The following is a 23,564-nucleotide window of genomic DNA, read 5'->3' as shown; positions in this document are numbered from 1 at the left end:
TATACCAAGATCTGTAGATGGGCGCCAGCTGCGAACGTCAGCTCACATGCATACGCTCGATCATCGATGGCCAAGGTGCTCTTCGTTACCAGTCTGCTCGGGACGGGCAGAACTTGCCCGCCTTCGCAGTGGAGGGCCCTCGTAGAATTGGCTGATCCATGTCACCGTTCGTCACGGGCCAACTTTGATTCAGCATAGCATGCCGACGTTATACTGCATGGGCAATTCCGGCATCGTTCTGATCTGCGCGACAAGGCGGACGAAGATGTGCTCGCAGCCCCCGGTGTGGCTGCGCAGCGCGCAGACCGGTACGAACCGCCGCGCCGAGGCCCTGATTGACCCTGTGCGCCAGCACCCGATCCGCGCCAGCGCCGCGCGCCAGATCTCCCGTTCCGTCTGCTGAACCGTCATCGATGACATAGATGCTGAGCGAGAGCCCCACAGCCTCGATTTGGGACGATATCCTTCGAAGCCCGCCGACCGTATCGGCTATAGTCTCCGCCTCATTGAAGGCAGGCACCATAACAACGATTTTCTTCAGCCCCATATTGCGCCATCATTGTTGCGGGTGCCGAAGAGCGTCGGACTTGCCCGGAGGTAGTCACCAAGAGTGTCGAATTCCTAATACTAGGCTCTGAACGTGCGTTCTGTCAATGCGAGTAACAGTTCACACAATGACAAGATGTCCACTCTTATGCCCGTGGTCAAGAATGAAGAACGCGCTGTTTTCGCCCATGCCTTGCGCAGGATAAAATTGCCGATCAACGACGATCAGATCCTGCGCAGGGACGGGGGCACGAGCCGCTTGATCTTTACCCTTGACCACGGTCATAAGAGTGGATTGACCGATACATATGCGTCCTGAATCAGGAATCCATTTGAGCGTGTCGCGTGCGAGTCTGCGGCATGCGAACAGGAATTTCCATCACGCTCAGCGATGACGACAGACGCCGTCCTGAGGCCATCACCGCAGACCGCAACGCGCCGCAGAAGCATGTTTGGCGCGCCCGGATCGTGCTGCTGAGCACCCCCCCCGGATCATGTCCCGAGGCGTGGTGTAGCTGCCGGGTGGCCAGCGACGAGATTGCGATAGCGATAGAGGAATTGGCTGAACGGGGGGATATTTTTCCGGTTGGGCATTGGCTTCACGTTGGCCCAGGCGCGACGTTCCGTGAGCGTCCGACGCAAGCCGTCGCTGTCGTAGGCGCGGTCGGCCAGCAGGATCTGGCCTTCGCCGATATCGTCCAGCATATCGGCAGCGCTGCGCCCGTCATGAGCCTGGCCTTCGGTCAGCTTCAGCAGGATCGGCAGGCCGTTGGCATCGACGAGGGCATCGATCTTCGTCGTCAATCCGCCCCGCGAGCGCCCCATGCATCGGGCGTGAGGCTGGTTCCCAAGGGAGGTGTTCGTCTCCGCAAGGCCCCCTTTTTGATCACGTCTCCCCGCTTCACGTTGGCGGCATGCTGGTGGACACGGATCGACGAGGAGTCGATCATTTGCAGGTCACCGTCGTAAGCGGCTGAAACCGCGTCGAAAATACGATCCCAGACGCCCAGTTTCCGCCACCGGACGAAGCGGTTGTAGCACGTCGTCGCCGGGCCGTACCGCTCCGGGATGTCGGCCCAGGGCGAGCCGGTCCGCAGGCGCCAGTAGATGCCGTTCAGCACCTTCCGGTCATCGGCGCGGGGCACCCCGCGAGGCTTGTTCGGCAACAGCGGCTCGATAATCGACCACTCGAAATCGCTCAATTCGTAACGACGCGGGCTCATTGCAAACTCCTTCAAGGAGTTTGAATCATCCTTCGCCTCCGAAGGGAATCCCCTTTATGAGTTTGTGACCTAGTACTACAGTTGCGTATTCCTTTGCATTCTGATTCTGTGTCCGAATCAAGGAGGTTCGGGCATGGGTATTTCGGACTGGTCTGGAACATCGGTGAACTGGGCGGCGGCGTTGGTGGCTTTCAAGCAAGCGCTGGCGCCGATTTTTCCGCGTGTGGAAACATGGCGATCGGCAGGGGCCTTCATTGATGGTGTGCTGTCCGGTGTCGAACGCAAGACGGGCTGGATGCTGGCGGAGCAGGCGGGTCTTCAGCGTCCCTACCGGATCCAGTCCCTTCTCGGTCGAAGCAGTTGGGACAGTGATCAGCTTTGCACCCTCATCCGCGATCAGGCAGTCGATGCGTTGGGGGACAACGGCGTTCTGGTCATCGATGAGACCGGTTTCGTGAAGAAGGGCGATCGCTCGGTCGGGGTGGCGCGTCAGTATTCCGGAACTGCCGGCCGGATCGAGAACTGCCAGATCGGCGTTTTCTGCGCCTATGCCAGCCGCTACGGCCAGACATTGATCGACCGGCGGCTGTATCTGCCGAAGGCTTGGGCGGAGGATATCGAGCGTCGTCGGCGTGTCGGGATTCCCGACGACATTGCCTTCTCCACGAAGCCGGCCATCGCCCGCGAGATGATCGCAAGCGCTCTCGATAGCGGCCTGCAATGTGCGTTCGTACTCGCCGATTCAGTCTATGGAAGCGATTACACGCTTCGCCGAATGCTGGAGGATCGCGGGCAGCCGTATGTTCTCGCGGTCCGATCCAACCAACACCTGCGCTTCCTGCAGGCCGACTGGGGCCTGATCCAGACAGATCCGGCAACGATTGCGGCGGAACTTCCCAAGAAAGCCTGGACGGCGCTCAGTGCGGGCGAAGGTGCCAAGGGCCCCCGTTTGTATCATTGGGCACGGGTCTCATTGGGCTGGGCCACGCCGGAGGGGTTCGAGAGGTGGCTTCTCATGCGCCGTAATCTGCGCAATCGCGATGAAATCGCCTACTACTTCGCTTTCGTCCGAGAGGGAACGAGCCTTGCCGACATGGCAGGCGCTGCCGGGTTGCGATGGACCATCGAGGAATGCTTCCTGCGTGCCAAGGACGATCTTGGCCTCGATCATTGCGAGGCCCGCTCCTGGCATGGTTGGCACCGACACATGGCCCTCGTCATGGCCGCAGCCCTGGTCCTCGCACAGATCGCCGCAGAACAACGAAAGACCGCCTACGCCACCGATGCTGAGAGCAAACGGGACAAAACGAGTCCGGACCGAACAGCCGCATGACCGGCGCCATTGCCGGGCTGATGTCCACCTCGGAAATCCGCCGCCTGATCGCACGCCTCATCCTGACCGAACCTATCGCCACCGCATTCATATGGGCATGGTCCCTCTGGCGAAGGCAGCATCAAAAACAGGCGGCCATCAGCCACAGGAAACGACGCAGGAAGAATAAAAAGCAACTGTAGTACTAACGTGAGGCCGCATTCGCAGCGTGATCTTCGGGGCGTGATCGTGTAATCCTGGCACATGTGGCCACCAACGGTATGTTTTTCCTTGACCCTCCAATTCACACCACTTACCGGACAGTCTACTCAAATCTTTACCCAGATTTGGTTCAAGGAACCCGCCCTTGAAAGGTTCAGAAAAGTGATCTGCCATGCTCAGCTATCATCTCCAACGCCTTGAGGCTGAATCGATCCACATCATCCGCGAGGTTGCGGCTGAGTTTCGCAATCCGGTGATGCTGTATTCAATCGGCAAGGATTCGGGCGTGATGCTGCACTTGGCGATGAAGGCCTTTGCGCCGGGCAAGCCGCCGTTTCCGCTTCTGCATATCGATACGACTTGGAAATTCCGCGACATGATCACCTTCCGTGACGAGCTCGCGCGTTCGCTCGGGGTGACCTTGCATGTGCATACGAATCCGGAAGGAATCGAGCGGGGTATCAATCCTTTCGATTCCGGCTCGTCGCTGCATACACAGGTGATGAAGACGGAGGCTTTGCGGCAGGCGCTCGACATGCATGGCTTCGACGCGGCTTTTGGCGGGGCGCGGCGCGACGAGGAGAAGAGCCGGGCCAAGGAACGGATCTTTTCGTTTCGCTCCGAAGGGCATGGCTGGGACCCACGCAATCAACGCCCCGAGCTCTGGCGGCTGTTCAACACCAAAATGCGCCAGGGGGAATCGATCCGGGTGTTTCCCTTGTCGAACTGGACGGAGCTCGACATCTGGCTCTACACGCTCGCGGAGAACATCCCGGTCGTTCCGCTCTATCTTGCTGCAGAGCGCCCGGTCGTGAAGCGCGGCGGTACTTGGATCATGGTCGATGATGAGCGCATGCGCCTCGAACCGGGCGAAAAACCCGTCATGAAGAAGGTGCGCTTCCGATCGTTGGGTTGCTACCCGCTCTCCGGAGCCATCGAATCTGATGCCGATACGGTCGAGGCGATCGTCGCCGAGATGATGGCGGCGCGCACATCCGAGCGTCAGGGAAGGTTGATCGATACCGACGAGGCCGCCTCCATGGAGAAGAAGAAGCGGGAGGGGTATTTCTGATGAACCGGCACGCTTTTTACTCCGATGCGCTCTATCGCGGGAACCATCGCGATCAGGACGGCTCGCTCGTCACCCGCATGGTCGCGAACCATTCCAGGGACCTGCTGCGTTTTCTCACCTGTGGTTCGGTGGATGACGGCAAGTCCACGCTGATCGGGCGGCTGCTTTTCGAGAGCCAGTTGATCTACGAGGATCAGCTGGCGACCCTGGAAAAGGATTCCCGGCGTTTCGGCACGACCGGTGAAGAGATCGATCTCGCACTTCTCGTCGACGGGCTGGAGGATGAGCGCCAGCAAGGCATCACCATCGATGTCGCCTATCGCTTCTTCACGACCGCCGCCCGGGCTTTCGTCGTCGCCGATACCCCCGGGCACGAGCAATATACCCGCAACATGGCCACCGGCGCCTCCAATGCCGATCTCGCGGTGATCCTGATCGATGCCCGCAAGGGTGTCTTGCCCCAGACCCGTCGACACGCCACGATCTGCTCGCTTCTGGGGATCCGGCACGTGATTCTGGCGGTGAACAAGATCGATCTCGTCAGTTTCGACAAGGCCGTGTTCGACCGGATCGTGTCGGATTTCACCACATTCGCCGCCAAACTCTCATTCTCATCGATCACCCCGGTTCCGCTCTCGGCACGCTATGGCGACAATGTCGCGGCTCCCTCGGGCAATATGGGATGGTATACAGGCGATACGTTGCTGCACACGCTTGAGACCATCGATGTCGATGTGGATCGCAAGGCAGTGCCATTCCGCATGTCAGTGCAATGGGTGAGCCGCCCCAATCTCGACTTTCGCGGCTATGCCGGCACGGTCGGGTCAGGCAAGATCAAGGTCGGTGATCCGGTGGTGGTGGCCGCCTCGGGGCTTGAGAGCACGATCGCGCGCCTTCTCGGCCCGGATGGAGATGTGGAACAGGCACATGCCGGCGAGGCTGTCACCATCACGCTTGTGGACGACATCGACGTGTCGCGTGGTGATATCCTGTGTCCGCCAAACACCCGACCGGATGTGGCAGACCAGTTTGCCGCCCATCTCGTCTGGATGGCGCCGGAGGCCATGCTGCCGGGGCGTCAATATCTGATGCGGATCGGCATGCGCTATGTCCCGGTGACAGTGACCGCGATCCGCCACAAGCTCGACGTGACCAATCTTGGCAAACTCGCTGCTGACGCGCTTGAGCTCAACGAGATCGGTGTCTGCAACCTGTCAGCTTCCAGCCCGGTCGCTTTCGATGCCTATCAGGACAACCCCGAGACCGGCGGGTTTATCCTGATCGACCGCTTTACAAACGCCACCGTCGCGGTCGGCATGATCGATTTCGCACTGCGCCGAGCGACGAATATTCATCGGCAGCGCACAACCATCGACAAGGAGGCGCGTTCTTCCCTGAAGGGTCACAAGCCGGCCGTCATCTGGTTCACCGGGTTGTCGGGTTCCGGCAAGTCGACAGTCGCAGACCTGGTGGAACGCCAGCTCTTTGCCAAGGGCTGCCACACCATCATGCTCGACGGCGACAATGTCCGTCACGGCCTCAACCGCGATCTCGGCTTTACCGAGGCTGATCGCGTGGAGAATATCCGCCGCGTCGGCGAAGTCGCCAGGCTGATGACGGATGCCGGACTGTTGGTCCTGTGTTCCTTCATCTCGCCCTTCAGGGCCGAGCGGCGCATGGTGCGCGAGATGGTGGAAGACGGCGAATTCATCGAGGTGTTCGTCGATACGCCGCTGGAGGAATGCATCAAGCGCGACCCCAAGGGTCTCTACGCCAAAGCGCAGCGCGGCGAGATCAAGAACTTCACCGGCTTCGACTCACCCTATGAGACCCCCACCGCGACGGAGATGCATCTGGGTACACAGGGCAAGACCCCCGAGGCTCTGGCCGACGAGATCGTCCGATACCTGCGGACACGGCAGATCGTCGTTTGAACGACATGCGTGCTGATCCGGAAAGGGTGATTGCCGGCCATGGCCATAATCGAGATCGTTCTCGTCTGCCTGCTGATCGCAGCGCTCATCAGCGGGCGAATGTCACCGGTCGCGGCCTTCGTCGGCTTCATTCTGGCGATTGCGCTCTTGGGGACAATGCCGTTTCCCGCATTGCTGGGACTGCTCGCCGAACCGGCCCTGGTCGCCGTGGTATGTCTCGTTCTCTTCTCCGCCGTCGTTGCCCGCATGGACTGGCTCAGACGCCTGCTCTTCGTACGCGGACAGACGGGTTTGCATCGAATAATGGCCCGTTTCCTTGGCCTGAGTGCGGCGATCACCGTGAGTATTGGTTTTGCCGTGTTTCTCGTCCTTGCCTTCAGCGGCATCGTTCCCTTCGCACTCGCCGCCATGATGCTCATCGTCTTTGCCATCGCGGGGGGCTTTCTCTCCTCGCGGGACGTGAAGCGCAATTTTCCCTTCGAACTCGTCGTGATCCTGTGGGGATCGCTGACACTGGGGACGGTGATCGCTCAATCCGGGCTCGCTACGGGGGTTGCTGATACGAACGTCCAGGTCACACCGGGGATCACGCCTGCCCTTGCTCTGACTCTCGTCTTCCTCACCACCTGGGCACTGACCGAAGTCCTGTCGAATGTCAGCGCTGCCCTCGTGGCATTACCCATTGGCCTTGAGGTCGCCCGCCTCGTCGGAGCACCGCCGGAAGCCTTCGTGATGATCGTGGCCTTTGGCGCCAGCGCAAACTTCCTCGTGCCCTTCGGCTACCAGACCCACCTCATGGTCATGACGCCCGGCGGCTATTCACTCGCCGATTTTATGCGACTGGGTTTGATCGTGTTGCTGGCTTATGGGACAACGAGCATCATCATGATCAATCACCTCTATCTGAGATGACCGCCATGAACACAACGAACATCATGACCGACATTGATGCGATCGCCGAGGTGCTTGTTGAAGCAGCCCTTGCCGGCGGCGCCGCGATTATGCCGATTTATGACGGGCCAATCGAGGTGCGCGAAAAGCCAGACTATTTCCCGGTAACCGCTGCTGACGAAGCTGCAGAAGCGGCAATCCTCACCTTGCTGGCGCAACAAACACCTGACATCCCCGTCATCGCAGAGGAATCCGTGTCGGAGGGAATGGTGCCCGAAACCGGGCGTCGTTTTTTCCTGGTCGACCCGCTCGACGGGACCAAGGAGTTCATCGCGCGCAATGGTGAGTTTACGGTCAACATCGGATTGATCCAGGATGGTGAACCGGTCGCTGGTGTGGTCTATGCGCCCGCGATCGGAAGAATGTTTCTTGGCATCGCCCAAAGCGGCGCGCGCGAAGCCCGGGTCGAAAACGGCAAGCTTGGTGCATGGCGCAGCATTGCAGTGCGCACCCCGCCGGCGGAAGGGCTGACCGCCGTCGCGAGCCGCTCCCACTCCAGTCCCGAGACAGAGGCGTTCCTGGCGGGCTTCCCGATCGCTGCGCGCGTCTCGGCGGGGTCGTCTTTGAAATTCTGCCTGATTGCCGCCGGCGAGGCTGACGTCTATCCCCGCATGGGCCGTACCATGGAATGGGACACCGCAGCCGGACACGCGGTGCTCACCGCGGGGGGTGGGCGGATCACGCTGACGGATGGCGCGCCGCTGCGCTACGGCAAATGGAGTCAGCCCAACGATACAGACTTTGCCAACCCTTATTTCGTTGCCTACGGCAACGCCGTTTTTCCTTTCGGTGACAACCATTGACTTCTTGCATGCGGCATGAATGTCGTGCAGGAAGGCCAGCGTGCGTCGTTCTGACCCCATCTTGATGCAATGAGTGAATGAATGCCGAAAGCGAACCCCATTCTGGTCGCCGGACCGCAGCGTTCTGGGACGACGCTCGTTCAGACGCTTTTGTGCAACGCCCTTGAGGGCGCGGTGCTTCTGCCCGAATCGCACATTCTCCACGGGCTCGTGCAGACCTGCGGGCGGGCGCTGTCGGAGCCGGAAAAGACACGTTACTTCTACGAAACGGATGACGCGCTCTTCGCCTATACGCGCGAGATCATCGCACTGCATCTCGCCGGGCTGGAGCGGCGCTATCCCGATGCGGCGCATGTCGTCCTCAAGGATCCCAACTTCGCCGCCACGCTCGACATCATCGCCCGGGTTATGCCCGATGCGCCCCTCGTGATGTGTGTGCGCGACCCGCGCGACATCGCGGCATCCTTCATCAAGATCGGCAAGCGCGAAACCGACAAGCGCAATAAGTACGCGCGGCGCGATATCAACTTCATCGCGGGCAAGATCAACGCCTCCTACGAAAAGTTCCTCAGCTTCGGCCTGCCGCCGCGCGGCTGCGCAGTGCGTTACGAGGACATCGTCGCCCGCCCCGTCGCGGAGATCGCGCGCATCGGAAAGGCTCTGGATTTGCCGTTGCATTATGACGGCGGCGCGCTACGCTGGCTGGAAGCCGGTGCACGGCACAAGCAGACGTGGATCAGCGAACTTGAGGAGGTTCCTCCCTCCACCGCGAGCATCGGTGATTTCCGGGCGACCCTGAGCAGAGGCGAAATCGCCGAGATCAAGGAGAAATGCGCAGCGATCATGGATGCGCTGGGGTATTCGTGAGGATGAGGGTGTGTGCGGAAGCAAAGAAGGTGGGTGAACGGTGTTACGCCAATTCCTCGAAGCACTTTCGGGACGATGGTGCGCAGCTCCTACTATCCCGACCGAATCGCGCCAAATAGAGGATTTACAGCTGGTGTCGTCCGTCAAAAAGAATGCATGCATTTCGTTTCCGAAATCTGGACGGACCTGGTTGAGAGTCATGCTTGATGATCTGGGCGTTAGCCTGGAATACACTCATGCCGGTAGCGGGCATGCGCGCCCGAAACCAATTGAGCAGATCACGACTGCTACTGCGGATGATTACGAGCGGGTTGTCTTTCTCCACCGCGACCCGCGCGACACTGCCGTTTCGGGCTACTATCAAAAAGCGAAGCGGCGTGATGGCTATGACGGCGATATCTCGTCGTTTCTACGAGATCCGCTTCATGGTGTCGAAAAAATCTGCCGGTTCAACCGCCTCTGGCTCGAGCATGCCTCCCAAGACGCGAATATTCTAGCGGTCTCATACGAGGATCTCCATGCCAACACCTTTCACGTGCTTGAGGCGATATTGCGATTTCTCGGTGAGGACCGCGACCCTGATGAAGTCGCCGAAGTCATGACCGCCAACACGTTCGACAAAATGCGCGATCGCGAAGCCAGTGGCGCCTATGTCGCGAAATATGGCAAGGCCCTTCGCCCCACCGATCCGGACGATCCGAACAGCTTCAAAGTGCGAAAAGGCAAGGTCGGTGGCTATCGAGATGAGTTGAGTGCGGAGGATATCGTGTACTGTGATGCCGTGATTGGGCGTTTTGGCAAAGGGGGCGTCCAGAGTACGACCTAAACCGTGGCATATACCAATAACTTGGCAAGCACTGACAACTAGTACTACAGTTGCTTTTTATTCTTCCTGCGTCGTTTCCTGTGGCTGATGGCCGCCTGTTTTTGATGCTGCCTTCGCCAGAGGGACCATGCCCATATGAATGCGGTGGCGATAGGTTCGGTCAGGATGAGGCGTGCGATCAGGCGGCGGATTTCCGAGGTGGACATCAGCCCGGCAATGGCGCCGATCATGCGGCTGTTCGGTCCGGACTCGTTTTGTCCCGTTTGCTCTCAGCATCGGTGGCGTAGGCGGTCTTTCGTTGTTCTGCGGCGATCTGTGCGAGGAACAGGGCTGCGGCCATGACGAGGGCCATGTGTCGGTGCCAACCATGCCAGGAGCGGGCCTCGCAATGATCGAGGCCAAGATCGTCCTTGGCACGCAGGAAGCATTCCTCGATGGTCCATCGCAACCCGGCAGCGCCTGCCATGTCGGCAAGGCTCGTTCCCTCTCGGACGAAAGCGAAGTAGTAGGCGATTTCATCGCGATTGCGCAGATTACGGCGCATGAGAAGCCACCTCTCGAACCCCTCCGGCGTGGCCCAGCCCAATGAGACCCGTGCCCAATGATACAAACGGGGGCCCTTGGCACCTTCGCCCGCACTGAGCGCCGTCCAGGCTTTCTTGGGAAGTTCCGCCGCAATCGTTGCCGGATCTGTCTGGATCAGGCCCCAGTCGGCCTGCAGGAAGCGCAGGTGTTGGTTGGATCGGACCGCGAGAACATACGGCTGCCCGCGATCCTCCAGCATTCGGCGAAGCGTGTAATCGCTTCCATAAACTGAATCGGCGAGTACGAACGCGCATTGCAGGCCGCTATCGAGAGCGCTTGCGATCATCTCGCGGGCGATGGCCGGCTTCGTGGAGAAGGCAATGTCGTCGGGAATCCCGACACGCCGACGACGCTCGATATCCTCCGCCCAAGCCTTCGGCAGATACAGCCGCCGGTCGATCAATGTCTGGCCGTAGCGGCTGGCATAGGCGCAGAAAACGCCGATCTGGCAGTTCTCGATCCGGCCGGCAGTTCCGGAATACTGACGCGCCACCCCGACCGAGCGATCGCCCTTCTTCACGAAACCGGTCTCATCGATGACCAGAACGCCGTTGTCCCCCAACGCATCGACTGCCTGATCGCGGATGAGGGTGCAAAGCTGATCACTGTCCCAACTGCTTCGACCGAGAAGGGACTGGATCCGGTAGGGACGCTCAAGACCCGCCTGCTCCGCCAGCATCCAGCCCGTCTTGCGTTCGACACCGGACAGCACACCATCAATGAAGGCCCCTGCCGATCGCCATGTTTCCACACGCGGAAAAATCGGCGCCAGCGCTTGCTTGAAAGCCACCAACGCCGCTGCCCAGTTCACCGATGTTCCCAACCAGTCCGAAATACTCATGCCCGAACCTCCATGATTCGGACACAGAATTAGAATGCAAAGGAATACGCAACTGTAGTACTAGGCTCACAAGCACCGATATTCATGCCCTACGATCTCTTCCGGATCGAGGCATGATCGAATATCGAAGATCACGCCGCCCTCGCGCAGTAGTGTTGTCAACTTGCGAGCGCCCATATCTCGGTATACCCTATGCGGGACTGCGACAATTAGGGCATCGATCTCAGTGAGTCTCTCAAGTTTGCAAAGCGTCAGGCCGTATTCGCGCGTGACCTGAGCCGGTTCGGCGAGGGGATCATGAATCATCGTGGTGAGACCGTATTCGGACAGGGCGCGGATGATGTCGGGCACCCGGCTGTTGCGCAAGTCCGGGACATTCTCCTTGAAAGTGATGCCGAGTATGCCGATGCGTGCCTCGCCGATCCGCCCGGAGCGTACCAGCGCCTTGACCACCTCACCCGCGATATAGGCGCCCATACCGTCATTCGTGCGCCGCCCGGCCAGGATCACTTCGGGGCGAAAACCCAGCGCCTCGGCCTTCGCCGTCAGATAATACGGATCGACACCGATGCAGTGGCCGCCCACGAGGCCGGGAGAAAACGGCATGAAATTCCATTTCGTCGCCGCCGCCGCCAGGACGTCGCGGCTGCGGATGCCCATGCGCGCGAAGATCATCGCGAGTTCGTTCATCAGGGCGATGTTGAGATCACGCTGGGTGTTCTCGATCACTTTCGCCGCCTCGGCCACCTTGATCGATGGTGCCTGATGGATACCGGCCGCGACTACGGCACCATATGTGCGGGCTACGATGTCAAGGACGATCGGTGTCGAGCCCGAAACGACCTTGGTGATGCTCTCGAACCGGTGTGTGCGATCACCGGGGTTGATGCGTTCCGGAGAGTAGCCGATACCGAAGTCGCGATCTGCGGCGAGACCGCTCTCCTTTTCGAGCACAGGGATACAGTCTTCTTCTGTTGCGCCCGGGTAAACGGTCGATTCGTAGACGACGATATCGCCTTTCTTTAAAATCTTGCCGACCGTCCGCGACGCGGCCATGAGCGGCGTCAGATCGGGTTGCTTGCCCGGCGTAATCGGCGTCGGCACGGTCACGATATGAAAATCCGCCCGCGCGAGATCATCGGCATCGCCGGTAAAGCGGATCGTGCTCGCTTCGAGTTCCGCGTCCGGTACCTCGCGCGTGCGATCGTGCCCCGCACGCAATTCCGCGATCCGGTCCGCATTGATGTCGAAGCCGGTGACATCGAAACCCGCCCGCGCAAACGCGACGGCGACCGGAAGGCCGACATAACCGAGCCCGATGACGGAAATCCTGCGTTTGTCCGGCATCCGGATTCTCCTGTGCGCGTCTGTCCGGCGCCCGCTCTCGCCGGGAGCCGCTTCTGCTCCGGTACAGCGGCAGGCGCCGGAAGGCAATCCGGGCGATCGCCGCGCGGCTTGGCCAGGGCGGCCAGCCGCGCCTTGCATTGTCACGCACGCCTTGCACAGTCCGCCACACTCACCTAAAGCCTGATCGTGCGGCGGATGCAGGGAGATCGGGAATTGGCGAAGGCTGAGCTTGCAGGACGAACACTCGTCTACCTTGTCTCGGAAGACTGGTATTTCTGCTCGCATCGCCTGCCAGTGGCGCGGGCCGCACAAGATGCCGGCGCTCGTATCGTCGTCGCGACGAGGCTCGATGCCGATCGTGAGCGAATCGCGGCCGAGGGATTCGAGCCGGTCCATATTCCCTTCGACAGATCCGGCCTGAACCCGCTACGCGATTTCGCGACATTGCGTGCGATCATCGACTGCTACCGTGGTTTCCGGCCCGATCTCGTTCATCATGTCGCGGCAAAGCCGGTTTTGCTGGGGCAGATCGCGGCCTCGCTGACTCGCGTCCCGGTAGTCGTCAATGCAATGGCCGGCATGGGATTTCTGTATATCGCACAAGGCATGAAGGCGCGTCTGCTTCGGAGGGTCTTCGAAGCGGTCATCCGCATCGGCATGCGCAGATCCGGCAGCGCTCTCATAGTTCAGAACGCCGATGACGCTGCCCTGTTCGTCGAAAGAGGAATCGATGCGGGCAAGATTGCGTTGATTCCCGGCTCCGGCGTTGATGCCACGCTTTTCAAGCCGGTTCCGGAGCCGGAGGGCGAGCCGGTCGCGGTCTGTGTTTCGCGGATGTTGCGCGACAAGGGGATCGAAGAACTCGTCGATGCGGCGCGGATTCTGCGCGAGCAGGGTGTGGCGATCCGGATCCGGCTTGTGGGTGGAACGGATGCAAACCCGGCCAGCATCGCACCGGCCCTGCTCGAGACATGGAAACAGGAGGGGATCGTCGATGTTGCAGGGCCCTCGCGCGATATCGTCGGGGAATACGCCCAGGCGCATATCGCGGTACTGCCCTCCTATCGCGAAGGCCTGCCGAAATCGCTGCTCGAAGCGGCCGCATGCGCGCGTCCGATCGTGACCACGGACGTGCCCGGCTGTCGTGCTGTCTGCAATGATGGCGGGAACGGGCTACTGGTGCCGCCCCGTGACAGCCGGGCACTCGCCGGAGCCCTCGAACGCCTCGCCCGAGATCCCGAGACCCGGGCCCGCATGGGAAAAGCCGGCCGCCGGCGCGTGGAGGCGGAATTTGCCGAAACGATCATTGCCGAAGAGACGATGCAACTGTATCGCAATCTTCTCTCACGGGTGGAGAGCGGTTGAGTGCCTTCGGCATTCAAGCGGATGAGACCGTTGTTCCATCCTTCAGGCTCGGGTAGAGCCTTCGTGTGAACGGACCAGTTCGGGCGCCCCCCGAATCGATTGGAAACACCTAGAATGAATGTTCCCGGCGACTTTGGGCGGTCAGATCGAATGCTGCTGCAAGCTTCTGCCGGCCTGCTTATGCTCACCCCGATCCTGATGGTCGCGTCGCGCGAGGTACCGCCGACTATCCTCGTCATTGCGACGGTGTTGCTCATGGTCGCTGCCTATCGCGCGCGAAGCGTTCGTGCGGTCCTTGTTGATCTGGCCTCCACGCTGTGCACTCCCGCCGGACTTGTCTTTGGGGGACTCGTATTGCTCATGGCGTCGTCGCTCATGTGGTCGCCTGTGGCAGAGCGCGGAGCGAACCATGCGCTGCATTTCGCGGGCGGGGTCGTCCTCGGTGCGATCGCGATCACAACGAGCCTGCGGCTTCGTCCCGGGTTCAATGCATTCATCTTTGCTCTGATCCTGAGCATAGCAGCGATCATCGTGGCGATGGACATGTGGTTGTCGGGCGCCTTGCGTGAAGGGCTCTCCCTCTCGACACGGGCTTCGCGCCTCAACCGGGCCGCGGTCGCGATCACGCTGTTGCTTCCCTTGGCGACGGTGCTGCTCCTGATGGAAAGGCGATTGGTTCTGCTTGTGGTGCTGTGGATCGCGGCAGCTCTGGCCGTGCTTCTGTCAGCCAGTTATTCCGCCAAGCTCGCCTTCGGCCTGTTCCTGCTCATCCTGCCGCTCACGCTGGTTGCGCCGAATCTGTTGCACCGGGCCAGCATGATCGTTCTGCCCCTCATCACCTTGTCGATGCCCTGGATCGCATCCGTCGCCAACGCTCTCGTTCCCGGTCGCATTCATGATGCGGTCGGCTATGGCAGCCTGACCATCCGCGGTGAGATCTGGCGGGAAACATTTCCCTTCATCTGGGAGAAACCGTATTTCGGCTGGGGGATCGAGGCCTCGCATGCCCTGGCCCGCCTCCCGGAAGCCGCACACCTGACAGATATGCAGCGCGGCCTTCTGGATTGGGGCCACACGCATAACGCTCCCTTGCAGATATGGCTGGAACTCGGAATGGTCGGTGCGGCGCTGGCTGCGGCGGCCCTGTATTTCGGGCTTCGCGCCATGCGTGTCCTGCCGCCGGCGCTGCTGCCCTATGCCATGACGACCGTCGTGGCCGCGTTTGCGATCGCCTGCGTCAGCCATGGAGCCTGGCAGGCCTGGTGGTGGGCGCTGCTCGGATTGATCGCAGCAGCTTACGCGATGGCGATCGCCACATACCTGCCCGAGGCGATAAGGCCGAAGGTAAGCCCGACCGTTGATGCCTCCGCCTGATTGCCGCCAGACATGAGGTCCGCGTTCTTCAACGCATCTCGGATTTAGGCGCGCTGCTGCGAATCGCGGCTTTCCGCTGGCCGACCACTCATGCCGGTGTTATGCACGCGCGCCGATACTGCGTTGAACCGACACCACGCCACTGCCGATATCTGAAACCTTTCGCCATAACCATGCTCACCATCCTGCTCATCTGCGCCCTTCTGATCGCGTTCGCCCTCGCCGTGGCGATCATCGCGATGAGCATGCCGCTTTTGCAGCGCTACGCCCTGGCACGACCGAATGCGCGATCGAGCCATCGCATCCCGACGCCGCAGGGCGGTGGCATCGCGGTGGTCGCGGGGGTGCTGGTGACCACTTTTGGGGCTGCGTCCCTTCTCGATGTGGCACCAGGCATGCCCGCCGCGCTCTCGCTCGCGACCGGAACGCTCCTTCTCACTCTGACCGGGGCCTGGGACGATATTCGCCCGATGGCTGCACTCCCGCGCCTCGCCCTGCAGGCCGGCTGCGTGGCGCTGCTCATAGGCTTCGCCCCCGTCGAGGCGGGGCTGTTTCCGCAAGACTGGCCGGCAGCATTCGGCCTTGCGATCGCGCTGCTCGCGGGCCTCTGGTTCGTCAACCTCGTGAATTTCATGGACGGCCTCGACTGGATCACGGTCGCGGAGATGGTGCCGGTTACCGCGGCGCTGGCGATTTTCGGCTGGCTCGGCTTCCTCGATCCTTTCGCCACCCTGCTGGCAGCGTCGCTCTGCGGGGCGCTGTGCGGTTTCGCGCTGTTCAACAAACCGGTCGCCAGGCTGTTTCTGGGCGATGTCGGCTCACTGCCGATCGGGTTGATGGTGGCCTGGTTGCTCTACCTGCTGGCGACGAATGGATACGTCGCTGCCGCCATCCTGCTGCCCTTGTATTTCTGCGCTGATGCCACGATCACCCTGATCCGGCGTGCGCTGCGCCGTGAGCGCCTTTTCGAGGCCCATCGCAACCATTTCTACCAGCGCGCCACTGATAACGGTTTCACCGCGATGCAGGTGGCCGGTCATGTTTTTGCCGTCAATCTCGGTCTGATCGCGCTCGCGAGTGTGACACTGATCTTGCCGTATCCGGCAGTGCAGGTTCTCACTATCGCGCTCGGGCTTGGTATCGTGATGGCATTGCTGATGCGGTTTTCGCGGCCAACGGCGCAATGGACGACGGGCGAGAACAAATGAGCAAGATTACTTTGCACGCAACGAAGCTGGCCACCACTGCTCAAAGCGTTGGCAGGCATTCATCTGTCAAATTTAAAGTTATTATTTATCATAATCACACACCGTAAATTTTCACTATTGATTATTCAGTCTTATTGATTATCTTTATTGATTGTAGACGTCGCATAGTGCGGCGTATCCACACGAGAAGGCGGTCGACGAGGCTGGTAGTAGCCAACCCGGACGACCTAACCAGTCCGTGTCCCTGAAAGGGAAGGACCCAGAATGTTGATTTCCGTCGAGAAGTGAGCCGGTATTTCCATCGAGAGTTGACCCGGTTTAAGGTTATGTTCTGAGGGTTAGACGGGCGTCAAGTTATGGTTCGGCTCCTTCCCGCTACGGGCTGCGGCTGCTGAGCTTGTTTTGAAGCGGAAGCTGTCGTTGCCGGTTTCGAGGATGTGGCAGCGGTGTGTCAGGCGATCGAGCAGGGCGGTCGTCATTTTGGCGTCGAGGAAGACCGTCGCCCATTCGCTGAAGCCGAGATTTGTCATGATCACGATGCTTGTGCGCTCATGGAGTTTGCTCAGGAGATGGAAGAGCATCGCGCCGCCGGAGGCGCTGAACGGCAGGTAGCCGAGTTCGTCGAGGATCACGAGATCAAGGCGGGTGAGGCTTTCGGCGATCTGACCGGCCTTGCCCTTTGCCTTTTCCTGTTCGAGGGCATTGACGAGCTCGCCCGCATTATGCACGGAGGTCTGGCGGATGTAGCGCAAGCCGTTGAAATAGCGTAAGATTTGGGTGCTAACGCCGAATCTTGCAGTTTCACGGAGGCCACATCCGCCATGAATGATCCTACGCTGCCGCTGGAGGGTTTGTCACCCGTGAATGGCAAGGCCATCGTCGCCCGGTTTGACGGCGGCAGCCTGTCATCGGATAGCGGCCTGATCGCTTTGGCGGAGGTGGAAAAGCGTTTGCGTGTTGCCGCGACGCTGGCTGCATGTATCGATGATCCGCGGCGGCCCGAGATGGTCTCGCACAGGCTCGACGAGATGATCGGCTTCCGGATGTGCATGATCGCAGCCGGCTATGAAGATGCCAATGACGCCTCCCGCCTGCGGACCGATCCCCTCTTCAAGATGGCAGGCGGCAGACTTCCCTGCGATGAAGATCTGGCTTCCCAATCGACGCTCTGCCGGCTGGAGAACCTGCCCGATCGGCGCATGCTTCTGGCCATGGGTCATGCCATGATCGGCCTGTATTGCCGCTCGTTCCGGACAGTGCCGTCGCAGATCGTGCTCGATTTCGACGACACCTTCGATACCGTTCACGGGGAGCAGCAATTGCGGCTGTTCAACGCGCATCACGATGAATACGGCTTTCAACCGATCGTGGTGTTCGACGACGAGGGTCGTTTCGTTGCCGCTGTCCTGCGCCCGGCCAAACGCCCGCGTGGCCGCGAGATCCGTGCTCATCTGCGCCGTCTCGTCCGGTCGATCCGCCAACACTGGCCCCATACCCGGATCCTGATCAGGGGTGACAGTCACTATTGATGGAGTGGATGCCCCCACCCGACGGCATCGCAATGTGCCAAAATGGTGATGCTGAAGTCATCACAGAAGGAGGAGGCATCCATGGGTGAGATTAGCATCGTTGGCGTCGACCTGGCAAAGCAGGTTCTCCAGGTTCATGGGGCAGCGGCCGATGGACAGGTGCTGTTCCGCAAGAAGCTGTCACGGGCGCAGTTTGCGAAGTTCATGGCGTCGCTGCCGCCTTGTGTGGTGGCGATGGAGGCATGCGCAACGGCGCACTATTGGGGTCGTGAGCTCTCCCGTCTGGGTCATGAAGTGCGGCTGATCCCGCCCATTTACGTGAAGCCATTCGTCAAGCGGCAAAAGAACGATGCCGCTGATGCTGAGGCCGTGGCCGAAGCTGCGCAGCGTCCGACCATGCGTACCGTGGCGGTGAAGACGGCGGACCAACAGGCACGGGCAATGTTGTTCCGCACCCGGGATCTGCTGGTCGGCCAGCGAACCCGTCTGGTGAACGCCCTACGCGGGCATCTTGCTGAGCACGGCATCATAATCGGTCAAGGCGTTGGCAATATCGCTCGCTTTGCTGCCTGCCTCGATCAGGACACGCTTCCGGACCTGGTTCGCGATCTCGGGCGGCTTTACCTCGATCAGATTGCTCAAATCAGCGACGAGATCGACAAGCTCGATAAGCGGATCGCAACTGCAGCCAGGGAAAACAGCACAGCACGCCGGCTGCAGACGATGCCGGGAATCGGCCCGGTCTGCGCCCTGGCGATCGCATCCTTTGCACCGGAGATGCGGGAATTCCGCCGTGGGCGCGATTTTGCGGCGTGGCTTGGCCTCGTTCCACGACAGCACTCCTCCGGTGGCAAGCAAAAGCTTGGTCGCACTTCCAAGATGGGTCAGCGCGATATTCGACGCCTGCTGATCATCGGCGCCATGTCTGTCGTGCATTGGAGGGGCCGGCACGGTGGCCGACCGGGATCGTGGTTATCGCGCATGCTCGCACGCAAACCACGCAAACTGGTCGCCATCGCACTGGCGAACAAAATGGCGCGTATGATCTGGGCCATGCTCGCCGGCGAGACTGATTACAGGGATCCGACCGGCGCGATCTGCTGAACGCGGCTGTCGGAGCCTCGGGGATGTGAGGAGGGCAATGACCTGAATGGGCAAATGATCGATCAGATCCGGGTCGGGTAAACCAGTGGAGTGCAACGAGCCTCGAGCTCGCCCTATTGATTTGGTACCTGATCCGCGTATCACCATCCCGGCCCGCGGCGTGCGAAAGCCGCACTTGTGAGGCCTGAAACATGACCGCACCCGATCACGCGCTCAGACAGGCAAAAAAATCCTTGCATCAAAGGGGGCATCCAAACATGCGCTCCCGAGGTGCTCGACTGGTGCCGGGCGAACGGCATTGCCTTCATCTTCGGCGTGGCGACCACCAGCACGCTGCGCAAACGCGTGGCAACTGTCGAGGCCAGCACGACCCGGCGCTTCGAGAGGGCAAAGACACAGACCAAGGTCAGACGCTTCAAGGAATTCCATGACGGGGCGGCGAGCTGGAGCCGTACCGAGCGGATCATCGCGCGTGTCGAGGTCGGGTCGCAGGGTTGCGACACGCGCTTCATCGTGACCAATCTCCCGGGTGGACGCGCCAGGACCTTGTATGAGCGCGTCTATTGCCGTCGCGGCATGGCCGAGAACCACATCAAGTCCTGGAAGACCCATCTCGCCGCCGACCGCACCTCGTGCAGCAAGGCGACGGCAAACCAGTTCCGGCTGTTCCTGCATGCGGGGGCCTACTGGCTCATGTGGGGGCTGCGTGCGGCGATGCCGAAACGTGCGGCCTTGCGCCTGGCGCAGTTCGACACCTTGCGTGTGCGCCTCATCAAGATCGCCGCCCGCGTGGTCGAAATGAAGACGCGGATCTGCCTGCATCTGCCGACATCATGTCCCGACCATGCGATCCTGCGCATCGTGCTGAGCCGGATACCACGTCTCGCCATGTAGCCACCGGGGACGTTGGCGCCCCTTTTGAACCCCGCGACCGCAACCTGCAAACCCCGCCCCTTACACCATCTCCACCACCGAAAAGCGGCGGGGCGGGTCACCCTGCGCCGGCTTCTCGAAAAATCCAACCACCCGGCGACACGCGCCCATGATCAGGCTGCGATGCATAAAGGCGGCTAGCACGGATGTTGGAACCGTTTCCATTGGACTGGTGGGAGCAGCGAGCAGCCCGCGCCTAGCCGAGGCCTGGGGTTCAGGGGCCATTCAGATGGATACGGCTTAGTTTCCCGGCGGAGCTCCCACGAATCGTTCAGGGCAAATTGGTCGCGTCCGTCAAGCTGGTGTAATTTTCTGGATGGCCTGAGGTCATGATCAGGCGGCTTTTGTGGTTATGCTGAGGATGGGATCGATCTCTTCCTTGTCGATCTGTGCGAATGCCTCGACCATCATGTAGCGGCTTGATGTCTGCCATTCGTCATTCTGCTCGAAGAGCACGGCGCCGATCAAACGCATGATGGATGCTTCATTGGGGAAGATCCCGACGACGTCGGCGCGTCGCTTGACCTCCTTGTTCAGACGTTCAATTGGGTTCGTGCTGTGCAGTTTGGTGCGATGCTGGCGCGGGAATGACATGTAGGCCAGCACGTCGTGCTCGCTGGCATCCATGAGATCGGCCAGTTTTGGCCAGCGCGGGCGCAGTTGCTCTGCGACCTTGCGCCAGGTTTCGCCGGCATGGGTGCGGTCGGGTTGATCGAAGGCCTGTCGGATGGCAGCGGCGACGACAGTATGCTGACCACGCGAGACATGGGCCAGGGCGTTGCGCATCCAGTGGACGCGACAGCGTTGCCAGGTTGCTTCGAAGACCCGGGCGATGGCGGCTTTGAGGCCTGTATGCGCGTCGCTGATGACCAGTCTGACGCCCCCCAGGCCGCGAACGCGCAGGGATCGAAGGAACTCGGTCCAGAATGTCTCGGCCTCGGACGGGCCGATACCGAGGCCGATGATCTCACGGCGTCCCTCGGTGTTGGCGGCCACGGCGATTATTGCGGCGACTGGTACGATCCGTCCGCCCTGGCGCACCTTCAGATAGGTGGCGTCGAGCCAGAGATAGGGCCATTCGCCGGTGAGCGGGCGGTTCAGGAACTCGCCGACACGTTCGTCGATGTCCTTGCACAGCTTCGACACCGTGCTCTTCGAAATGCCGCTCAGCCCCATGGCCTGCACCAGCTCATCGACGCGACGGGTCGAGACACCACTGATCCACGCCTCCTGGATGACGGCCACCAGCGCCTGTTCCGAGGTCTTGCGCGCTTCGAGAAAGCCCGGGAAGTAACTGCCTTGACGCAGCTTGGGAACCCGCAGGTTCAGCGTGCCCAGACGGGTATCGAGAGCGCGCTCTCGATACCCGTTACGCCACGTCGTGCGTTCGCCGCTGCGCTCGTGCTTGCCAGCGCCGATCAGGCCTTCGACATCCGCCTCCATGATCAGCTGCAGGACGGCCTCGGCAACGCTGCGCAGAAAGTCTCCCTGATCGTGCTTGGCCAGAAGTTCGGACAGGTCCATGTTCGTCTTGGTCATCGGGGTCTCCATGTGGTCCGGGGTTGAAGTCAGCAAACTCCACCTCGACCATACACCTCGATGGCCACCCAGGATCACACCGTTGACGGCACTGAAATTACACCAGCTCCTTGGACGCTACCGGCAAATTTCATCCGCGACTCTGCGCACAGCCCCAGCCACCTGATTTGCGGACCTCAACTCGCACTCCCAGACGACGATTACCCTCCATCCTAACCCAACTTAAACACCTGATTTCCGATAATTATGAATTTTCAATGGGATAGGGGGCGCCTTCGCGCTTTTAGCACCACGGTCGGAGGGTCGTGCGGTCAAGCAGCTTCGGTTTCGGCGATGTTCGGCGGCAGCGCCACGCCGACGGCGCGGAATACCGGCCCGACCTGACCGCTTACCGGGGTACGGATGGCAATGCTGCGTCCGTCCTTTTCGATTTTGCCGCTCTGCAGGCGGTCGAGATCACGCAGGAGCGGGCGCCACTCGGGTTTGATCCCGGCTTCGGTGCAGCGGTCGAACAGCTCCTTGTGCAGCATCAGGGCGAGGAAGGAGCAGAAGACGTGGCCGCGGATGGCGGCATCGGATGAATGGAAGATCGGACGTGTCGAGAGCGTCGCCTTGGCGACACGAAACAGCGTCTCGACGGTGAGCAGGTCCCGGTAGCGCAGCATCGCCTGAAGCGGAGAAATCCTCGCGTTGGTGCGCAGGACGAAGATCCCGTCATAGCGGGCTTCCTCGGCGATCTTGCCGGCATCGATCTCGAAGGCATCACGCGTCGTGGTGTTGAGATAACGCCTGTAGGCGGAGTTGCCGACGAGGGCCTTGTCGCCCTTCTTCAACTGCGTATCGAGGGCAGCGATGATGGCCTGGCGGTCCTCGCGGTCCTTCTCGGCCTGCGCCTCGTTGCGGCAGACGATGTAGCGGACCCCGTCGACGACGACCTCCTTGGCGAAGAGCTGCGTCTCGCCCTGGCTGCGCTCGACGAGGAGCGGCGTGAGGGGTTGCGGATCGTCGAGAACCCGGCGCATGCGTGCGTCGGTGCGCTCGCGCACACCCAACACATATTCCAGACCCTGTTCCTCTAGCGCCGTGATCGTGGCCTGCGAGATCATGCCCCGATCCGCCACGATGCAGGCTCGGGTGATACCGAAACGGCTGCGCAGCCGCTGCACGATCGGCAGCAGGATGGCGACATCGGCGGTGTTACCTGGCATCATCTCGGTGCAGACCGGGCGGCCATCGGCATCGACGATGACGGCGAGGATCATCTGGTTGAGATCAGGGCGATGGTCCTTGGAATAGCCCCGTGCCCCCAGCGTCTCGCCGCCTTCGCCGTGGAAGGACAGGGAGGTCGTGTCCATGAAGACGATGGAGAGATCGGTAAACAGGTCGCGCCGGCGCGCAAACAGCGCCTCCTCGATCACGTCCTTGACGGTACGCGGCGAAAAGGGCGTCGCATCCTTCTGCTCGTCCTTTGGCAGATCTTCTCCGAGCCAGGCCATGGCCCGATAGAAATGGTGCAGCGACAGATCGTCGGCACCGGGAATGTCGTAATCCTGCATCCAGGACGCGCAGTCGCGATCCGAGCCGGAGACGAACAGACGGTGCAGCGTCGCGGTGAACACGGCCCGCTCCACCGGGAATTCGAAGCCGCGTTCCCCAAGCTGATCAGCGATCACCTGATCGATGCCGAGTTGCTGCCACAGGCGCCCGAAGAGCAGCGGCCCGCCGATGCGACGAGCTTCGTATCGCGCCACATCACCGTTGTTGATGGCATCCAGGACCATGGCCCGTTCCGTGAACCGTCCGACCGAGGCGGCCAGGCGATCGAGATCCTTGCTGGCGAGAACCGTTTCCTTGCGTCCGAGATTGCGGATGATGCGCTGCTTCGTGCGGCCACCCTCGCGGACATTCTCCACAAGGTAGATGTAGGTGTAGCCATTGATGGTCTTCTCGCGCACGAACATGCCGAATTAGCATCTCAGAAAC

The 23,564-nt window shown here is 60.9% G+C and carries 19 protein-coding genes and 5 pseudogenes; 15 read left to right on the top strand and 9 right to left on the bottom strand.

Features of this window, described 5'->3' with window-relative positions:
• Positions 1–208: 208 nt before the first annotated feature.
• Positions 209–523: a glycosyltransferase gene (locus GA0071312_RS20560; RefSeq protein ID WP_420819958.1), complete on the bottom strand. Its 315-nt coding sequence runs from the start codon at positions 521–523 to the stop codon at positions 209–211.
• Positions 524–667: 144 nt separating this feature from the next.
• Positions 668–832, bottom strand: a complete 165-nt coding sequence (locus GA0071312_RS19860) for a hypothetical protein (protein ID WP_165603948.1) — start codon at positions 830–832, stop codon at positions 668–670.
• 74 nt (positions 833–906) lie between these two features.
• On the opposite strand from GA0071312_RS19860, the pseudogene GA0071312_RS20250 reads away from it, so the two are divergent.
• A pseudogene (locus GA0071312_RS20250) lies at positions 907–1,026 on the top strand (IS630 family transposase); the annotation flags it as partial.
• Positions 1,027–1,077: 51 nt separating this feature from the next.
• On the opposite strand, the pseudogene GA0071312_RS20245 reads toward GA0071312_RS20250, so the two are convergent.
• Positions 1,078–1,769, bottom strand: a pseudogene (locus GA0071312_RS20245) (IS5 family transposase); the annotation flags it as partial.
• A 133-nt stretch (positions 1,770–1,902) separates the two neighbouring features.
• Between GA0071312_RS20245 and GA0071312_RS04385 the strand changes: the two are divergent.
• The 8 genes from GA0071312_RS04385 (at position 1,903) to GA0071312_RS04350 (ending at position 9,756) form a co-directional block, all read left to right on the top strand.
• On the top strand, positions 1,903–3,102 hold the full coding sequence (locus tag GA0071312_RS04385) for an IS701 family transposase (RefSeq protein WP_074443751.1): 1,200 nt from the start codon (positions 1,903–1,905) through the stop codon (positions 3,100–3,102).
• The gene (locus GA0071312_RS04380) at positions 3,099–3,284 is read left to right on the top strand and encodes a hypothetical protein (RefSeq protein WP_074443750.1); all 186 of its coding nucleotides are present in this window, start codon (positions 3,099–3,101) and stop codon (positions 3,282–3,284) included. The genes GA0071312_RS04385 and GA0071312_RS04380 overlap by 4 nt, the downstream gene beginning before the upstream one ends.
• A 191-nt stretch (positions 3,285–3,475) precedes the next feature.
• On the top strand, positions 3,476–4,375 hold the full coding sequence (gene cysD / locus GA0071312_RS04375) for a sulfate adenylyltransferase subunit CysD (RefSeq protein ID WP_074443749.1): 900 nt from the start codon (positions 3,476–3,478) through the stop codon (positions 4,373–4,375).
• On the top strand, positions 4,375–6,309 hold the full coding sequence (gene cysN, locus GA0071312_RS04370) for a sulfate adenylyltransferase subunit CysN (RefSeq protein ID WP_074443748.1): 1,935 nt from the start codon (positions 4,375–4,377) through the stop codon (positions 6,307–6,309). The genes cysD and cysN overlap by 1 nt, the downstream gene beginning before the upstream one ends.
• A gap of 39 nt (positions 6,310–6,348) precedes the next feature.
• The gene (locus GA0071312_RS04365; RefSeq protein ID WP_074443747.1) at positions 6,349–7,221 is read left to right on the top strand and encodes an SLC13 family permease; all 873 of its coding nucleotides are present in this window, start codon (positions 6,349–6,351) and stop codon (positions 7,219–7,221) included.
• Between the two features lie 5 nt (positions 7,222–7,226).
• Complete coding sequence (cysQ, locus tag GA0071312_RS04360) at positions 7,227–8,063, top strand: 3'(2'),5'-bisphosphate nucleotidase CysQ (RefSeq protein ID WP_074444217.1); 837 nt, start codon at positions 7,227–7,229, stop codon at positions 8,061–8,063.
• An 81-nt stretch (positions 8,064–8,144) separates the two neighbouring features.
• A complete protein-coding gene (locus tag GA0071312_RS04355) occupies positions 8,145–8,930 on the top strand; it encodes a sulfotransferase family protein (RefSeq protein ID WP_074443746.1) in 786 nt (261 codons plus the stop codon).
• A 199-nt stretch (positions 8,931–9,129) separates the two neighbouring features.
• Positions 9,130–9,756: a sulfotransferase domain-containing protein gene (locus GA0071312_RS04350; protein ID WP_074443745.1), complete on the top strand. Its 627-nt coding sequence runs from the start codon at positions 9,130–9,132 to the stop codon at positions 9,754–9,756.
• Positions 9,757–9,800: 44 nt separating this feature from the next.
• Here the strand turns inward: GA0071312_RS04350 and GA0071312_RS04345 are convergent, their stop codons facing one another.
• The 3 genes from GA0071312_RS04345 to GA0071312_RS04335 form a co-directional block, all read right to left on the bottom strand.
• Complete coding sequence (locus tag GA0071312_RS04345; protein ID WP_074443744.1) at positions 9,801–9,986, bottom strand: hypothetical protein; 186 nt, start codon at positions 9,984–9,986, stop codon at positions 9,801–9,803.
• Positions 9,983–11,182: an IS701 family transposase gene (locus tag GA0071312_RS04340; RefSeq protein WP_074443743.1), complete on the bottom strand. Its 1,200-nt coding sequence runs from the start codon at positions 11,180–11,182 to the stop codon at positions 9,983–9,985. The genes GA0071312_RS04345 and GA0071312_RS04340 overlap by 4 nt, the downstream gene beginning before the upstream one ends.
• A 66-nt stretch (positions 11,183–11,248) precedes the next feature.
• Positions 11,249–12,529, bottom strand: coding sequence for a nucleotide sugar dehydrogenase (locus GA0071312_RS04335; RefSeq protein WP_074443742.1), 1,281 nt, complete (start codon positions 12,527–12,529; stop codon positions 11,249–11,251).
• A 213-nt stretch (positions 12,530–12,742) separates the two neighbouring features.
• Between GA0071312_RS04335 and GA0071312_RS04330 the strand changes: the two genes are divergently transcribed.
• The 3 genes from GA0071312_RS04330 to GA0071312_RS04320 all read left to right on the top strand — a co-directional run bounded on the left by GA0071312_RS04330 (position 12,743) and on the right by GA0071312_RS04320 (position 16,476).
• Positions 12,743–13,894 (top strand): glycosyltransferase family 4 protein, encoded by a 1,152-nt coding sequence (locus GA0071312_RS04330; protein WP_165603946.1) that lies wholly within the window; start codon positions 12,743–12,745, stop codon positions 13,892–13,894.
• A gap of 114 nt (positions 13,895–14,008) precedes the next feature.
• Positions 14,009–15,268, top strand: a complete 1,260-nt coding sequence (locus tag GA0071312_RS04325) for an O-antigen ligase family protein (RefSeq protein ID WP_083204298.1) — start codon at positions 14,009–14,011, stop codon at positions 15,266–15,268.
• A gap of 173 nt (positions 15,269–15,441) precedes the next feature.
• Positions 15,442–16,476, top strand: coding sequence for an MraY family glycosyltransferase (locus GA0071312_RS04320; RefSeq protein ID WP_074443739.1), 1,035 nt, complete (start codon positions 15,442–15,444; stop codon positions 16,474–16,476).
• A gap of 338 nt (positions 16,477–16,814) precedes the next feature.
• Here GA0071312_RS04320 and GA0071312_RS04315 read toward each other — a convergent pair.
• Positions 16,815–17,189: pseudogene (locus GA0071312_RS04315) on the bottom strand (ATP-binding protein); the annotation flags it as partial.
• A gap of 108 nt (positions 17,190–17,297) precedes the next feature.
• Between GA0071312_RS04315 and GA0071312_RS04310 the strand changes: the two are divergent.
• The 3 genes and pseudogenes from GA0071312_RS04310 to GA0071312_RS04300 form a co-directional block, all read left to right on the top strand.
• Positions 17,298–18,002 (top strand): annotated as a pseudogene (locus tag GA0071312_RS04310) (IS1380 family transposase); the annotation flags it as partial.
• A gap of 84 nt (positions 18,003–18,086) precedes the next feature.
• Positions 18,087–19,109 (top strand): IS110 family RNA-guided transposase, encoded by a 1,023-nt coding sequence (locus tag GA0071312_RS04305; RefSeq protein ID WP_074444170.1) that lies wholly within the window; start codon positions 18,087–18,089, stop codon positions 19,107–19,109.
• Between the two features lie 264 nt (positions 19,110–19,373).
• Positions 19,374–20,003, top strand: a pseudogene (locus tag GA0071312_RS04300) (transposase); the annotation flags it as partial.
• A 372-nt stretch (positions 20,004–20,375) separates the two neighbouring features.
• Here GA0071312_RS04300 and GA0071312_RS04295 read toward each other — a convergent pair.
• Positions 20,376–21,581 (bottom strand): IS256 family transposase, encoded by a 1,206-nt coding sequence (locus GA0071312_RS04295; protein ID WP_074444054.1) that lies wholly within the window; start codon positions 21,579–21,581, stop codon positions 20,376–20,378.
• A gap of 311 nt (positions 21,582–21,892) precedes the next feature.
• A complete protein-coding gene (locus GA0071312_RS04285; RefSeq protein WP_074443290.1) occupies positions 21,893–23,542 on the bottom strand; it encodes an IS1634 family transposase in 1,650 nt (549 codons plus the stop codon).
• Between the last annotated feature and the right edge of the window lie 22 nt (positions 23,543–23,564).

It is taken from the genome of Saliniramus fredricksonii (assembly GCF_900094735.1).
GTDB classification, from domain to species: Bacteria; Pseudomonadota; Alphaproteobacteria; order Rhizobiales; family Beijerinckiaceae; genus Saliniramus; species Saliniramus fredricksonii.
Note: the sequence above shows the minus strand (reverse complement) of the source record. Positions and strands in the feature narration are given on the sequence as shown.